Source organism: Paracidovorax konjaci, assembly GCF_900112675.1.
GTDB lineage: Bacteria > Pseudomonadota > Gammaproteobacteria > Burkholderiales > Burkholderiaceae_C > Paracidovorax > Paracidovorax konjaci.
Window position 1 is genome coordinate 349,212 of the sequence record NZ_FOMQ01000005.1, and the last position, 14,549, is coordinate 363,760.

Here is a 14,549-nt window from a genome sequence, read left to right on the forward strand (position 1 = left end):
TGCTTACGGATTTCTATTTGCCTCGCCGCATGGACGAGGAGAAGAGCACGCCAGTTTCTGGACCAAGGTGCTCTTTCTCGGAGTCATGCCCACAGGGGCAGTGCTGGGCGCTGCGGTGGGAGCCCGATGGGTAAGCTCCCGCAGCCGGTCAGCGAAACGATGAGATCGCGGTTGCTTCTTTCAAAGGCTTTTGATGGCCACCGTGAAACGTGTTTCTAGAGCCTTATGCGGCGCGTTGATTGCAGGCGCGCTTGCCCATTGCGTCGTGGAAGCATTCGCGCATTGGTGCGGCCCCCGGTTCATACGGTCCGACTCGGACATCAATGCCGCGTACCTCTGGTCATTGATGACCTTCGCAATTTTCCTGGCACTCGGTGCGATCCTGGGATACCGCTGAGGAAAAGGAAGCGCTTCGCCCTCCGGCAGCTGAGCCCCCTCAAGCCGACAGCAAGGCCGTCCGTCCGTTCCCCTGCGCCAGCGCCGGCGCACCCACATGACCGTGCACGCCTGCATCCGCCGCGCCGCCATCCAGATGGAACTGCTGCACCACCTGCGACAGCCGCGCGGCCTGTTCGCGCAGGGATTCGGCGGCGGCGGCGGATTGCTCCACCAGGGCGGCGTTCTGCTGGGTCATGCGGTCGATCTCGCCCACCGAGCCGTTGACCTGCCCGATGCCGGCGGACTGTTCCGATGCGGCGGAATTGATCTCGCCGATGATGTCCGAGACGCGCTGCACGCTCTCCACGATTTCCTTCATGGCCGCGCCGGCGTCCTCCACGTGGCGCACGCCGCCGTTCACGGCGGTCACGCTGGAGCTGATGAGGCCCTTGATCTCGCTGGCGGCCTGGGCGCTGCGCTGCGCGAGGTTGCGCACCTCGCCGGCCACGACGGCGAAGCCTCGGCCCTGCTCGCCCGCGCGGGCGGCTTCCACGGCCGCGTTCAGCGCGAGGATGTTGGTCTGGAAGGCGATCGAGTCGATCAGGCCGATGATGTCGCTGATCTTGCGGCTCGACGCCGAGATCTCGTGCATGCTGGCCACGGCCTGCTCCACGACGTTGCCGCCGCGCGTGGCGATGCCCGAGGCCGATGCCACGAGCTGGTTGGCCACCTGCGAGGACGAGGCGGTCTGCTGCACGGTGCCTGTGAGTTCGGAGAGCGAAGCCACGGCTTCCTGGGCGTTGCTGGCCGTCTGCTCTGTGCGCGAGGACAGGTCCTGGTTGCCCGAGGCGATCTCCTGGCTGGCCGTGGCGATGCTGCCGCTGGCATCGCGCACCTGCGACACGAGCGCGCTCAGTCCCTGCTGCATGCCCTGCAGCGAGCGCTGCAGGTCGGCCACCTCGTCGCGGCCTTCCACGTGCAGGCGCTGCGACAGGTCGCCACCCGCGATGGCCTGGGCCATGCGGCGCGCTTCCACGAGCGGCCGGCAGATCGAATTCATGTTGAGCAGCGTGAGCGGCACCACCACCAGCACGGTGATCACCACGGCCAGAGCGAAGAGCCACTTGGTCTGCTGGGACACGGTCTGCTGGCGTTCGGTGACTTCGGCCACTTCCTTGCGCAGTGCGTCGTCGAGCTGCGCGAGCAGCTTGTCGGCTTCGGCAAACTCGGCCACGGCCCGCGTGCTCATGCGGTTGGCGATGGTGGCGCTGTCGTAGCCGCCGGCCTCCAGCTGCCGGGCCACGCTGGAGAACTGCGCGCGGTAGGCGTCGAGCCGCTTCACGATGTCGGCGGCCAGCTGATTGTCGCGGTCCTGGCCCCCGTCCTGGAAGCGCGCGGCCACCTTCTTCGCACGGTCGAGACTGGCCACCCACGCGGCATTGGCCTGCCGCACGCCTTCGGGCTTCTCGTACTGGATGATCATGTCCTTCTCATGCTGGCGGATGGCGCCCATCTCGCCGCGCAGTTCGGCCATGGCGCTCACCTCGGCGAAGGAGTGGCCGATGAAGTCCTCGCTCATCGCATGGATGCGGAACATGCCCAGCATGCCCGCGCCGCCGAGCAGCCCCAGCAGCCCCAGCACCACGGCAATGGCCCCGAGCATGCGCACCCGGATCGTGAACCCGCGCATGAGCGAATCGAATTTCATGGTTGTCTTCCTCAAATCCCGACAGCGCGCCTCCCCAAGGCCGGCGCGTGGATGAAACAAAACGTAGCAGCGTGATCGCCAAGCGTAACCGAAGGGAATGGAATTCTCAAAGGCGCCATCGCTTCAAAAGCAGGGCATTTGCCATCACGCTCACGGAACTGAGCGCCATGGCCGCGCCAGCCACCACCGGACTGAGGTAGCCCAGCGCCGCCAGCGGTATCCCGGCCACGTTGTACGCGAAGGCCCAGAACAGGTTCTGCCGTATCTTGCCCACCGTGCGGCGGGAAATGTCGAATGCCGCCGCCACCAGCGCCGGATCGCCGCGCATCAGCGTGACGCCGGCCGCGTGCATGGCCACATCGGTGCCGTTGCCCATGGCGATGCCCACATCGGCCGCGGCGAGCGCCGGGGCATCGTTCACGCCGTCGCCCACCATCGCCACCACGCGCGGCGCAGCCGCCCCATCCGCGCCAGGCCTCCGCAGCCGGGCGATGCACGCCGCCTTGTCGGCGGGCAGCACCTCGGCCATCACCTCGCCCGACCCGGGCCGCAGGCCGAGCCGGCGGGCCATGGCCTCGGCCGCGCCGCGGTTGTCGCCCGAGACCATCACCGTGCGCAGGCCCCGCGCCCGCAGGGCAGCGATCGCCGCGGCCGCCCCGGGCTTGGGCTCGTCGCCGAAGGCCAGCAGCGCCCGCACGGCCGCGTTGCCGCCGGGCAACCTTTCGGCCAGCGCAGAGACGGTGGCGCCCTCTTCCTGCAGCGCCGCCGCGCGGGCGGTCAGCGCGGCGGGCACTTCGGCCGCCTGCGCCTCCATCCAGCGCAGGCTACCCACGCACCAGGCCACGCCCTCCACCTCGCCTTCGGTGCCCAGCCCGGGCACGGCGCGCACGCCCTGCGCGGCCGCGGGGGTGGGCACGCCCCGGTCCCGTGCCGCCCGCAGCGTGGCGCGTGCCAGCGGGTGCTCGCTGCCGGCCTGCAGCGCAGTCGCCACGGCCAGCAAGGCATCGGCGTCGGCCGCCGCTTCGGGCACGGCTTCGAAGGCGCGCAGCACGGGCTGGCCCAGCGTGAGCGTGCCGGTCTTGTCGAAGGCCACGGTGTCCACGCGGTGGGCCGTCTCCAGTGCCTCCGCGTCCTTGATGAGGATGCCGTGCCGCGCCGCCACGCCCGTGCCCGCCATGATGGCGGCCGGCGTCGCCAGCCCCAGGGCGCACGGGCAGGCGATCACCAGCACCGCCACGGCATGGATGAGTGCGGCCTCCGCGCCCGCGCCGGCCGCGAGCCAGCCCAGCAGCGTGAGCAGCGCCAGCACCAGCACCACCGGCACGAACACGGCCGAGACGCGGTCCACCAGCCGCTGAATGGGCGCCTTGGCGGCCTGCGCGTCTTCCACCAGGCGGATGATGCGGGCCAGCACCGTCTCGGCGCCCACGGCCGTCACCTGCACCACCACCCGGCCCTCGCCGTTGACGGAGCCGCCCGTGAGCGCATCGCCCGGCCCGCGCGCCACCGGCAGCGGCTCGCCCGTGAGCATGGATTCGTCCACCTGCGTGCGGCCTTCCAGCACCGTGCCGTCCACCGGGATGCGCTCGCCGGGGCGCACGGCGATGCGGTCGCCGGCCATCACCTCGGCCACAGGCACGTCCACCTCGCCGTCCGGGCCCATCCAGTGGGCCGCCTCGGGCCGCAGCGCGTGCAGCGCGCGGATCGCCGCCGTGGTCTGCCGCTTGGCGCGCGCCTCCAGCCATTTGCCGAGCAGCACCAGCGTGATCACCACGGCCGACGCCTCGAAATACAGGTGCGGCGCGTGCCCCGCCCCTGCGCCATGGCCGGCCGTGAGCCACAGCCACAGCGAGAGCCCGTAGGCCGCGCTGGTGCCGATGGCCACCAGCAAATCCATGTTGCCGGCGCGCACCCGCAGCGCATGCCAGCCCGCGCGGTAGAAGCGCGCGCCCAGCACGAACTGCACCGGCGTGGCCAGCAGCCACTGCAGCAGCGCGGGCAGCATCCAGTCGCGGCCCGCCAGGGTGCCCGCCATCGGCAGCACCAGCGGCAGCGACAGGGCGATCCCGGCCGCCACGGGGCCGAAACCGGCCCAGGGCGAGGCGTCCTGCGGCGACTCGGGCGCATCGGCCGCGCGCGGCTCGTAGCCCGCGTTGCGCACGGCGCGGCGCAGCAGCCCGTCCATCATCCCCGCGGACGCCCCGCCTGCGGGGGCGGCATAGACCACATGGGCGCGCTCGGTGGCCAGGTTGACCTCGGCACTGCGCACGCCGGGCACCTTGCGCAGCGCGCGCTCCACGCGACCGGAGCAGCTCGCGCAGGTCATGCCGCCGATGCCCAGGTCCAGGTGCAGGGCCGGTTCTGCGGACGGCACCGGCCCGGCAGCAGGCGGGCGGGGGGCGCCAGGGGGAGAAGGGGAAGCATCCATGGAGGCACCTTAACCCTTGACATCATGGCAAGGTCAAGGCCCCGCCGCAGGCCGGACGGCGCTTGACTCTGCCACCATGTCAGGGTTCACGATGGCGTCTCCGTCTTCCATCGAACCCACCCTGCCCTCCGCGGCGCACGACAAGGAGCCTTTTCCATGCCAGAGCAACAGCCACAACAGCACATCCTGCAGGTCCAGGGCATGACCTGCGGCCACTGCGAGCGCGCCGTCACGCAGGCCGTGCGCCAGCTCGATCCGGCCGCCACCGTGGCCATCGACCGCCCCGCGGGCCGCGTCACGGTCGATACCGCCCAGCCGCGCGATGCCGTGGCCGCCGCCATCGCCGAAGAAGGCTATACGGTCGCGCCATGAGCACCGCCCGCGCCGCCCCGGCCGCCCGCTCTGCCGCGGCGGCCACCGCCGGCGGCAGGCCGGTCCCCATCGGCACGGCGGCCGAGCGCGCGGGCGTCTCCGCGCGCATGGTGCGCCACTACGAGTCGCTGGGGCTGCTGCAGAGCGTGGCCCGCACGGAAAGCGGCTACCGCCAGTACACCGAGGCCGACGTGCACACGCTGCGCTTCATCCGCCGCGCGCGCGACCTGGGCTTCTCGATGGAGGAGATCGCCGCCCTGCTCGGCCTCTGGCAGGACCAGGACCGCGCGAGCCGCCAGGTCAAACGCATCGCGCAGGCCCACATCGACGACCTGGGCCAGCGCATCGCCGCCATGCAGGCCATGCAGCGCACGCTGCAATCGCTGGTGGGCTGCTGCAACGGCGACGGGCGGCCGGACTGCCCGATCCTGGACGATCTGGCGGGGGCGGCGGGAGGCTGAAGCCCCGCAAAACCAACCGGCCGATGCCGCGCATCGCCGGCGGTGCCCGGGCGTGGCAATGTCATGGGAATCTCTAAACTCCGCTGCATCCCACCTCACTGCCGCCATGCCCACTTCTCTTGCCCAGCTCCAACAGTGGCTGCTCGAACCCGAAGGCCGACGCCTGGAGTTCAAGGAAGCCAAGCAGCGCTACGACTTCGAAAAGCTGCTCAGGTACTGCGTGGCCCTGGCCAATGAAGGTGGCGGCACCATGGTGCTGGGCGTGACGGACCAGCGGCCACGGCGCATCGTAGGTTCGCTGGCCTTTGAAGCCCCAGAACGCACAGAGGCAGGCTTGCACCAACGGCTGGGACATCGCATTCCTGTCGAAGAACTTCATTTGCCCGAGGGTCGCGTAGTGATAGTGCATGTCCCTGCCCGATTGCCGGGCACGGCGTGGGAGATTGACGGTCAATATTTGAAAAGGGCGGGTGACGACCTCGTAGCACTGAAGGGGCCGGAACTAAGCGAAATCTTTGCCGAGACCGGGCCAGACTTTTCAGCCCAACCCTGCCCCGGTGCCACGCTGGCGGATCTGGAGCCCGGTTCCATCGCGCTGTTTCGCGAGCGCTGGGCCAAAAAGGGCGGCGACTTGCGCAGACTCGACCTGAGCGATCAGCAGACGCTGCGCGATGCCGAACTGCTGGTGGAGGGCGACCAGGTGAGCTATGCCGCACTCATCCTGTTTGGCACGCGCGCAGGCCTTACCCGGTGGCTGGCCCAGGCTGAGCTGGTGTTCGAATACCGCTCGTCCGAAGCAGCGGGACCGGCAGCCGACCGGGAGGAATACCGCGCAGGTTTCTTTGCTTGGCAAGATGCACTGTGGAAAAAGATCACACTGCGCAACGACCGGCAAAGCTATCAGGACGATTTCTTTCGCATGGACTTGCCCACTTTCGACGAGGTGCCCGTGCGCGAAGCGATCCTGAATGCGGTCGCCCACCGGGACTATCGCCTGGGAGGTTCGATCTTCGTGCGGCAATTTGCCAAGCGGCTGGAGGTGGTGAGCCCTGGGGGCCTGCCACCCGGCATCACACCCGAAAACATCATCGACCAGCAAAATCCGCGCAATCGCCGCCTGGCCGAGGCCCTAGCACGCTGCGGCTTGATCGAGCGGTCAGGCCAGGGCCTCAACCTGATGATGGAAAGCGCCGTGCGCCAGGGCAAACCCCTGCCCAGCTTTGCAGGCACCGCTGTGCACGAGGTACGGCTCACACTGGAGGGCGGCATTCGCAACCCGGCATTTGTGCGATTCATGGAGCGGCTGGGAGAAGAGAGACTGCGCAGTTTTTCAACGCTCGACTACCTGGCACTGGAACGCCTGGAGCAAAACCGCCCTTTGACTCCTGAGTTGCAGGAACGCCTGCCCACACTGGCAGAGGCGGGTGTGGTGGAAGTGATGGGCCGGGGAAAAACTGCCAGGTACATCCTGGCCGCCGCGCTGTATGCGACGCTGGGCAGCAGAGGCACCTACACCCGGAAACGGGGCCTGGACCACGGCACCAACAAGGCTCTGTTGTTGCAACACCTCAAAGATCAACGTGGGGCTGGTGCACCACTGAGTGAATTCCGCCAAGTACTGCCCTCGCTCACCATCAAGGCGGTGCAAAAGCTGCTGGATGAGTTGCGCAACGAAGGATTGATACGCGTCGTTGGCCAGAGGCGCTGGGCCCGCTGGCATCTGGCAGATGAAGCTGTTTAAACCAGGGTTTAACCCAAAAGGTTAAAGCTTTGGATTTCTTCTAGAAATCACTTTGTGAATCAATGACTTATAAAACCCGGCAGGTTTAACGAGCGAGGGCGCCCGGGCTCCGTGCCTGGCTGCCCGGGGGCCGATCAACGATCACTTTCGGCCCATTCCATCGCTTGAAGCCAGCCGCTTCGTGCCCCGATGGCACCTTTGGGCCATCGCAGGCACGGCTACAAAGGCGGAATCGACCCTTTCCGCTTTTTCTTTGATTGAAGGACCCGCAACCATGACCCACCGCGACATCTACATCGCCGCCACCGCCCGCACCGCCATCGGCTCCTTCGGCGGCGCCTTGAAGGACGTGCCCAACACCCGCCTGGCCACCACCGCCGTGCAGGCGGCCCTCGCGCGCAGCGGCATCGCGGCCGATGCGGTGGGCCATGTGGTGATGGGCAACGTGATCCCCACCGACACGAAGGACGCCTACCTCGCGCGCGTGGCTGCCATCGATGCGGGCTGCCCGGTGGAGACGCCGGCCTTCAACGTGAACCGGCTCTGCGGCTCCGGGCTGCAGGCCATCGTCTCGGCGGCGCAGGCCATCGCGCTGGGCGATTGCGATGTGGCCATCGGCGGAGGCTCCGAATCGATGAGCCGCGGCCCCTATTTCGACACCGCTTCGCGCTGGGGCGCGCGCATGGGCGATGCCACGAGCATCGACTACATGCTCGGCATCCTGCACGACCCCTGGCAGAAGATGCACATGGGCATCACGGCCGAGAACGTGGCCGAGCGCTACCGCATCAGCCGCGCCATGCAGGACGAGCTGGCGGCCGCGAGCCAGCAGCGCGCTGCGGCGGCCATCGCCGCCGGCCATTTCAAGGAGCAGATCGTCCCGGTGGAGATTGCCTCGCGCAAGGGCACGGTGGTGTTCGATACCGACGAGCACGTGCGCGCGGGCACCACGGTGGAGGCGCTGGCGGGCATGAAGCCCGCCTTCCGCAAGGAGAGCGGCACGGTCACGGCCGGCAATGCGTCGGGCATCAACGATGGCGCTGCCGCGCTGGTGCTGGTGGCCGGCGACCGCGCCGCGGCCCTGGGTGCCCGGCCGCTCGCACGCCTCGTGGGCTATGCGCATGCCGGCGTGGACCCGGCCTACATGGGTATCGGCCCGGTGCCGGCCACGCGCGCCGTGCTGCAGCGCACGGGGCTGTCGGTGCAGGATCTGGACGTGGTCGAGGCCAACGAAGCCTTCGCCGCCCAGGCCTGCGCAGTGATCCAGGAGCTGGGCCTGGACCCGGCCCACGTGAACCCGAACGGCTCGGGCATCTCCCTGGGCCACCCCGTGGGCGCAACGGGCGCGATCATCGCCACCAAAGCCATCGCGGAGCTGCACCGCACGGGCGGGCGCTATGCGCTGGTGACGATGTGCATCGGCGGCGGACAGGGCATCGCGGCGATTTTCGAACGCGTTTGAAACTGTTGGAAACAGCGGGAAGAAGTGGCCCGCATCCCCCTAGCATCGCCTGTCCGCATTTCCGCACGACCGGCCCATGCCCTACATCTACCAAGACGTCGATTCGCTGAACAACAAACCCAAAGTGGGGAGCAAGCATTGCGTGGCCTTGCTGCAGCACTACGCCCACCTGCCGCATACCAGTTCGTGGAAGCCGGGAGAAACCGTCTTCGGCAACGCCAATATCAAGAAAGGAACGGCGATCGCCACGTTCAACAAGGCCGGCAAGTACGGCAACCTCCCCACCGGCAATCACGCCGCTTTCTTCGTATCGCAGGATGCGGGTGGAATACGGATCATGGACCAGTGGCTGGACGACGACAGGAAGCCCAAAATTTCCATGCGCTACATCCGTCCGGTAGGACAACGCAAGGACGGGCAGTACACCGATCCCAGCAACAATGCCAGCGCCTATTCGGTGATCGAATGAAGGAGAACTCCATGCCCATCGGCAGCCGAAGAATATCCTGCGCAATACTCACCAGCATGGCCTTGTTCACACAGGCGAGCCTTGCAGCAACACCGTCTCCCACGGCCCTGGCATGCCCTGCTTCCATCCAGTTGTCCTCTGCTCACCTGGAAGCCTCGGGTTTGCCCACCGGCACCACTCTCTCCGTGGACCGTACCCCTCTCCCTCTCAGTGGCAGCAATGTATTCAGCGGCCCTCCCGAACAGGCGGGGGCGCTGATGCCGACCGCGACCACGAAAGGCAAAGGCGGTAACCGCGCCGTCTGGGAATTCGAGGGCAGTTATCCCGAAGGCAAGTTCATCTCGTGCGACTACGCAGGCGGAACGGTGCGCGTGGTACGGCGCGTAGACGATGCAGCCAAGCGCTGCACGTCCACATCGAGCACGACGAAGAATCCGCCTGCCCTGCAGACGCAGTTCCAGTGCGAGTGACGGGCGCGTGCCGGGCCAAGGCGCAAAAGGTGCCCGCCGATCCCCTCGCCGGCACCCGCTCGTTCGCTATCATTTATATAGCAAACTATTCAATGAAAACGCCGGCATGACCGGCTTTTTTCATTTGTAGAACGCTTCCACGGCGCCCTTGAGGGTGATCATGAGCGGCCGGCCCTTGCGGTCCACCGTCTTGCCCGCGGGCACCTTGATCCAGCCCTCGCTCACGCAGTATTCCTCCACGTCGAAGCGCTCCTTGCCGTTGAAGCGGATGCCGATGTCGTGCTCGAACACGGCCGGCAGGTGGAACTTGCTGCGCGGGTCGATGGAGAGGTGGTCGGGGAGTTCGGGGCGTTGCGTTGCGTCGGTCACGGAAAAGCTCTCTGGCTGGGTGGAACGAAAAGCGTGGATTCTCCAGGAAACCGCCGCCGCGCGGCCCGAAGCCCTGCGCCGCGGCGGCCTCACCGCAGCATCGCGTAGCCCACCGCGATGGCCGCCGCCAGCCCCGCGGCATCGGCGAGCAGCGCGCAGGCCAGCGCGTGGCGTGTGTGCTTCACGCCCACGCTGCCGAAGTACACGGCCAGCACGTAGAAGGTGGTTTCGCTGGAGCCCTGCACGATGGCGGCCAGCCGGCCGGCGAACGAATCCACGCCGTGCACCTGCATCACGTCGATCATCAGCCCGCGCGCGCCCGCGCCCGAGAGCACCCGCATGAGCGCCACGGGCAGCGCCGGCAGGAAGGCGGTGTCCCAGCCCATCGCCGCCACGCCCGCGCCGATGGCGGCCATCAGCGCATCCATGCAGCCGGCCGCGCGGAAGACGCCGATGGCCACGAGGATCGCCACGAGGTAGGGCACGATCTGCACGGCCACGCCGAAGCCTTCCTTGGCACCGTCGATGAAGGCGTCGTACACGTTGATGCGGCGCACCGCACCCGCCAGGATGAAGAGCAGCACCACGCCCAGCACCACTGCCGCGCCCGTGGTGCCCACGATGCGGGCGGCCTGCTCGGCCGGCAGCCGGCCCAGCGCCCACACGGCCGCGCCCAGCAGGCCGGCCACGGCCACCACGGGCAGGAGCAGCCGCGGGCGCCAGAGCGGCAGGCGCTGGCACAGGCCCACGGCCAGCACGCCCGCGAGCAGGGAGACGAAGGTGACCACCAGCGTGGGCAGGAAGATGTCCGCCGCGTTGAAGCCCGGGCCCAGGCCCTGCTGCAGGGCCGTGCTCTGGCGGATCGCGATGACCGAGGTGGGGATCAGCGTGAGCCCGGCCGTGTTCATCACCACGAACATGATCTGCGCGTTGCTGGCCTCGTCGCGCGGGCCGGTGTGCAGCGACTGCAGCTCGCGCATGGCCGTGAGGCCGAGCGGCGTGGCCGCGTTGTCCAGCCCCAGCAGGTTGGCCGAGAGGTTCATGGTCATCGCGCCCTGGGCCGGGTGGCCCTGGGGCACGCCGGGGAACAGGTGGCGCAGCAGCGGCGCGGCCGCGCGTGCGAGCAGCTCCACCATGCCCGCGCGCTCGCCCACGCGCAGCAGGCCCAGCCAGAGCGCCATCACGCCCGCGAGCCCCAGGGAGATCTCGAAGCCCGAGCGCGCGGCCGTGAACATCGCCGCCAGCAGCGCCTGGAAGATGTCGGCATCGCCGAGGGCCCAGCGCACGGCGGCGGTCGCGAACGCGATGGTGAAGAAGCCGATCCAGACCCAGTTGAGCGCCATGGGGGCGATGGTAGCCGCAGGCCCGGGGCTGGGGCCGCGCCTTGCCTACAGGAAACCGATCCAGCGCCCCGCCAGCACCACGCCCAGCCAGAGCACCAGCGAGGCGGCGGCCTGTGCCCGGGCCAGGGGGCCGGCCCGCCCCGCCTGCAGCGTGCGTGCCCAGCGCCCGCCCCAGTGCATGGCAGCCACGTTGGCCAACGCCAGTGCCAGCAGGGCGAGCTTGGCCAGGAAGGCCGGGTTCTGCGCGTAGTCCACGGGGCGAACCGCGAAGAGCCACAGCCCCGTCGCCACCGCGGCCGACAGCCCCGCGGCTGCCGCGCGCGAGAGGAAGGGCCCGATCACCGCGAGCGGCAGCGCGCGGCCGATCCACCCGAGCAGGCGCAGGTCCAGCAGCAGGGCCGTGCCCACGCCCAGGCCCAGCGCGGCGATGTGCACCGCATTCACCACCAGGTAGGCCGTGCCCGAGGCCTTGAGCCACGCGGCGGGCGGCCAGCCGGCGAGTGCCTGCAGCCAGGGCAGCAGGCCGGCGGGGAGCTGCGGGACATCCATCAGCGGCGGGGCGGTCGCATCGATCGGATCGATCGGGGTCAGCGCTTCTGGACGCGCTCGGGGTAGAGCACGTAGGCCTTGCCGCCCACCTCGATCTGCACGGCCTTCATGCGGTGCTTCGTGGCGTCCTTGTCACGGTTGCCGACGGCCTTGACCGTGTCGCCCGCGCGCGCGGACTGGGCGTTGAAGCCCGAGCGCTCGGTCTGCACGGGGTTGCCCAGCTCCACGCGCCAGACGGTGCCGTCGGCCGCGCGCACGTCCAGCAACGGATGCGGCGGGGACAGCTCCACGCGCTGCACGGTGCCGGACAGTTCGGACTGCGCCTCCTCGGCCCAGGACCAGCCATGGTGCGCATGGGCGGGCAGCAGGCCCGGCCCGGCCAGGCAGGCCGCGGCGAACCAGGCCCCGGCGGCAAGGCGCAGGCGGCGGGAGGACGGGGGTGGCGGATGGAACATGGAAGGCACCTTCGGTAGGAAAGACGAGGAACGGAAGGGCCGGCTGGCTGGCTGGCAGTCAGCCGGGGCGCCCATCGTGCCGCCAGACGGGCGCCCGCGCAAACCCCCGGGGCCGGCAGGGGCGTCCGGTCGGCGCGCCGCCGCAGAGGCGTCAGGCGGCGGAGGCCTGGAACGCGGGGGCGAACACGCGGTCGATCAGCGGGTTCGAGAACCGCTCGCGCATGTCGGCGACCGTATAGCCGCCCGCGCTGGCGATGGCCGCGAGGTCGTGGCCGAACACCGGCCATTGGTCGGCGTAGGCCACCGTGCGCAGGTAGTCCTCGATGGGCTGGCCGCGCAGGCTGAGGCCCTGCCACTGCTTGGCCCAGTGCGGCCGGATGTTCAGCGGGCGGCCCTGCGCGTCCGTGTAGCGCGCCCAGGCGTCGGTGATCTGCTGCATGAGCTGCGCCCACTCGCCCGGATCGGTGTTCAGCGTGGTGAGCATCTCGATCGAGCAGGTGCCGAAGTCATTGCCGCGCTGGGGCGCCAGCGTGATGCCGGAGCCGCCCATGATGCGCATCTCCAGCGTGAGGCGCATCGGCGCGATGCCCTGCGACGCGAACACCCCGTAGATGACCGCGATCGCATCCCACCAGGCCCGCTGGCAGAGGTTCCAGTCGGGCAGGCCCGGCTGGTCCGCGCGTTCGGGGATGGGGATCTCGAACTCCATGTCCAGCACGCGCATGTTCTGGATGCCGCGCCGGAAATGCAGCCCGTCGATGAGCGGCGTGGTGGCGCCCTCGGTGGGCAGGAAGGCCATCGCGCTGTCGCCCAGCAGCTTGGCCTGCATGTCCTGGGGCAGCGCCTGGAACAGCGGGGTGTCGATCAGCAGGCCGGCCAGGTATTCCTGCAGTTCCTGCGCGCGGGTTTCCAGGGGGCTCGGGTAATCGACGGCGTCCTGGCGCCGGCCGTCGTTCTTCCAGGTGTTGATCCAGCAGTCGGACTGGAAGGTGAACCAGAACCATTCGGCGTAGTAGTCGGTCTCGCAGCGCGAGACGAAGTCGGCGCGCGCGGCCGCCAGGTCCTGCGGCGTGATGCCGGACATGTCGACCTGGGGCGGCACGGCGAAGCCCTCGGGCGGCGGCACCGACAGGGCCAGCCGTTCACGGCGCGGCGCCAGCGCGGCGTAGCTCATCGGGTCGAGCTTGAGCGTGAGCGCCGTCACCACGCCCAGCAGGCCGAACGCGCCTGCCGCGGAGCGCAGCAGCGCCGGGTCGCTGACGGTCTGCAGCTCGCCGCGGGCATTGACGAATTCGATCTCGGCCACCAGGTCGCTCAGCGTCTGGTTGTCCCAGCCGGCGCCATGGCAGACCGGTGCATTGCTGCCGCCGAAGGTGATCTCCACCATGATGACGTTCAGCGGCAGCGTCCAATCCCACTGGCCGCCCTGCGCGCTCAGGCACCACTGCCGGAACTGCTCGTTGGTGGTGGCGGCGCCGATGCGGCACAGCGCCTTGCGCACCCCCTGGTCCTGCACGTAGCCGGTGATGGCGATGCCCTGGAGTTCGTTGGTGGGGTCGATGGGCGGCTCGGAGGCGGGCAGCAGGGTCGCCACCGACAGCGGCAGCAGGGAGACCAGCACCTCCCCGTCCTCCGCGTACAGCGAGGTCCAGGTGTGGCGGTAGCCGGCGCAGCGCACGCTGCGGCCATTGGCCGCGGCCCACCGCACGATCGACTGCACGCCCGCCCGGGTCTTGGGAAAGCAGGTCAGCCCCGGCGTGCTGGACACCGTGCGCCCCCAGTTCTGGAAGGCCAGGTCCGACAGCCGATCGACCGGCTGCCCGTTGCCCTCCAGGAAATCGCTCGGGGAGAGCAGGGAGGCCGGCGGCGCGGCCGGCGCATCCGCAGCGGCAGCAGCAGCAGCAGCCCGCACGGTGGCCACCGGGCCGGCACCGCCTCGGACCGCGCCCTGCACCGCGCCGCCCACCCGGGCGGCCAGCTCGGGGTCGGCCTGCGCCAGCGCCTGCACCTGCGCCAGCGTGATGAGCGGCGCGGGCGCTCCCTGCGCGAGGGCGGTCCGGACATCCTGCAGGTAGTCCGACCAGGCGGCCAGCAGGCCCCCCTGCGCGGCGGTCTGCACGAGTGCGGACATGCGGGCGCTGTCCAAGGACGGAGGGGTGGAGGGGGTCGTCGCCATGGTCGCTCCCGGGCACTGGGCCGGCTGGTTGGATGGAAGGGGAGAAAGAAGGGCGCAGTCTTGCAGCGATGGCCCCCGGCGGGGCTGAAGGCTTCTGAGCCGCGCCTTAATCCTTGTGAAAACCCGGAGCGCGGGCCCGGCCCCTCCCCCAAAAAGAAAAGGCCCCGC

General features: G+C 69.4%; 13 protein-coding genes. 6 read left to right on the forward strand and 7 right to left on the reverse strand.

Going from position 1 to position 14,549, the window contains the following annotated elements; genetic code table 11:
* Positions 1 to 436: 436 nt before the first annotated feature.
* Both BM144_RS10135 and BM144_RS10140 read right to left on the reverse strand, forming a co-directional pair.
* Positions 437 to 2,086, reverse strand: a complete 1,650-nt coding sequence (locus BM144_RS10135) for a methyl-accepting chemotaxis protein (RefSeq protein ID WP_092951743.1) — start codon at positions 2,084 to 2,086, stop codon at positions 437 to 439.
* A gap of 106 nt (positions 2,087 to 2,192) precedes the next feature.
* Complete coding sequence (locus tag BM144_RS10140; RefSeq protein ID WP_092951745.1) at positions 2,193 to 4,514, reverse strand: heavy metal translocating P-type ATPase; 2,322 nt, start codon at positions 4,512 to 4,514, stop codon at positions 2,193 to 2,195.
* Positions 4,515 to 4,670: 156 nt separating this feature from the next.
* Between BM144_RS10140 and BM144_RS10145 the strand changes: the two genes are divergently transcribed.
* From BM144_RS10145 to BM144_RS10170, 6 genes are all read left to right on the forward strand, one after another.
* On the forward strand, positions 4,671 to 4,886 hold the full coding sequence (locus BM144_RS10145) for a heavy-metal-associated domain-containing protein (RefSeq protein ID WP_092951747.1): 216 nt from the start codon (positions 4,671 to 4,673) through the stop codon (positions 4,884 to 4,886).
* On the forward strand, positions 4,883 to 5,347 hold the full coding sequence (gene cueR, locus BM144_RS10150) for a Cu(I)-responsive transcriptional regulator (RefSeq protein WP_092951749.1): 465 nt from the start codon (positions 4,883 to 4,885) through the stop codon (positions 5,345 to 5,347). The genes BM144_RS10145 and cueR overlap by 4 nt, the downstream gene beginning before the upstream one ends.
* Before the next feature lie 106 nt (positions 5,348 to 5,453).
* Positions 5,454 to 7,088, forward strand: a complete 1,635-nt coding sequence (locus BM144_RS10155) for an ATP-binding protein (RefSeq protein ID WP_092951751.1) — start codon at positions 5,454 to 5,456, stop codon at positions 7,086 to 7,088.
* A 274-nt stretch (positions 7,089 to 7,362) separates the two neighbouring features.
* Entirely contained in the window at positions 7,363 to 8,550 is a 1,188-nt protein-coding gene (locus BM144_RS10160) for an acetyl-CoA C-acyltransferase family protein (protein WP_092951753.1), read from the forward strand.
* A 76-nt stretch (positions 8,551 to 8,626) separates the two neighbouring features.
* Positions 8,627 to 9,019, forward strand: a complete 393-nt coding sequence (locus BM144_RS10165; RefSeq protein WP_092951755.1) for a BPSL0067 family protein — start codon at positions 8,627 to 8,629, stop codon at positions 9,017 to 9,019.
* 11 nt (positions 9,020 to 9,030) lie between these two features.
* Positions 9,031 to 9,489 (forward strand): STY0301 family protein, encoded by a 459-nt coding sequence (locus BM144_RS10170; protein WP_245783612.1) that lies wholly within the window; start codon positions 9,031 to 9,033, stop codon positions 9,487 to 9,489.
* Positions 9,490 to 9,609: 120 nt separating this feature from the next.
* On the opposite strand, the gene BM144_RS10175 is transcribed toward BM144_RS10170, so the two are convergent.
* From BM144_RS10175 to BM144_RS10195, 5 genes are all read right to left on the reverse strand, one after another.
* Complete coding sequence (locus BM144_RS10175; RefSeq protein WP_092951759.1) at positions 9,610 to 9,858, reverse strand: DUF3297 family protein; 249 nt, start codon at positions 9,856 to 9,858, stop codon at positions 9,610 to 9,612.
* A gap of 89 nt (positions 9,859 to 9,947) precedes the next feature.
* Positions 9,948 to 11,201 (reverse strand): nucleoside recognition domain-containing protein, encoded by a 1,254-nt coding sequence (locus BM144_RS10180; protein ID WP_092951761.1) that lies wholly within the window; start codon positions 11,199 to 11,201, stop codon positions 9,948 to 9,950.
* 45 nt (positions 11,202 to 11,246) lie between these two features.
* Positions 11,247 to 11,750, reverse strand: a complete 504-nt coding sequence (locus BM144_RS10185) for a DUF6644 family protein (RefSeq protein ID WP_092951763.1) — start codon at positions 11,748 to 11,750, stop codon at positions 11,247 to 11,249.
* 38 nt (positions 11,751 to 11,788) lie between these two features.
* Positions 11,789 to 12,205, reverse strand: coding sequence for a DUF6152 family protein (locus BM144_RS10190; protein WP_245783613.1), 417 nt, complete (start codon positions 12,203 to 12,205; stop codon positions 11,789 to 11,791).
* Between the two features lie 151 nt (positions 12,206 to 12,356).
* Positions 12,357 to 14,381 (reverse strand): FAD-binding oxidoreductase, encoded by a 2,025-nt coding sequence (locus tag BM144_RS10195; protein WP_139225688.1) that lies wholly within the window; start codon positions 14,379 to 14,381, stop codon positions 12,357 to 12,359.
* Positions 14,382 to 14,549: the final 168 nt, after the last annotated feature.

Excerpts from the sequence above, each read along its gene's own strand:
- BM144_RS10145 (WP_092951747.1), top strand. The coding sequence starts at position 4,671 with ATGCCAGAGCAACAGCCACAACAGCACATCCTGCAGGTCCAGGGCATG.
- BM144_RS10170 (WP_245783612.1), top strand. The coding sequence starts at position 9,031 with ATGCCCATCGGCAGCCGAAGAATATCCTGCGCAATACTCACCAGCATG.
- BM144_RS10195 (WP_139225688.1), bottom strand. The coding sequence starts at position 14,381 with ATGGCGACGACCCCCTCCACCCCTCCGTCCTTGGACAGCGCCCGCATG.
- BM144_RS10190 (WP_245783613.1), bottom strand. The coding sequence starts at position 12,205 with ATGTTCCATCCGCCACCCCCGTCCTCCCGCCGCCTGCGCCTTGCCGCC.
- BM144_RS10155 (WP_092951751.1), top strand. The coding sequence starts at position 5,454 with ATGCCCACTTCTCTTGCCCAGCTCCAACAGTGGCTGCTCGAACCCGAA.
- BM144_RS10165 (WP_092951755.1), top strand. The coding sequence starts at position 8,627 with ATGCCCTACATCTACCAAGACGTCGATTCGCTGAACAACAAACCCAAA.
- BM144_RS10180 (WP_092951761.1), bottom strand. The coding sequence starts at position 11,201 with ATGGCGCTCAACTGGGTCTGGATCGGCTTCTTCACCATCGCGTTCGCG.
- BM144_RS10135 (WP_092951743.1), bottom strand. The coding sequence starts at position 2,086 with ATGAAATTCGATTCGCTCATGCGCGGGTTCACGATCCGGGTGCGCATG.
- BM144_RS10185 (WP_092951763.1), bottom strand. The coding sequence starts at position 11,750 with ATGGATGTCCCGCAGCTCCCCGCCGGCCTGCTGCCCTGGCTGCAGGCA.
- BM144_RS10160 (WP_092951753.1), top strand. The coding sequence starts at position 7,363 with ATGACCCACCGCGACATCTACATCGCCGCCACCGCCCGCACCGCCATC.
- BM144_RS10140 (WP_092951745.1), bottom strand. The coding sequence starts at position 4,514 with ATGGATGCTTCCCCTTCTCCCCCTGGCGCCCCCCGCCCGCCTGCTGCC.
- cueR (WP_092951749.1), top strand. The coding sequence starts at position 4,883 with ATGAGCACCGCCCGCGCCGCCCCGGCCGCCCGCTCTGCCGCGGCGGCC.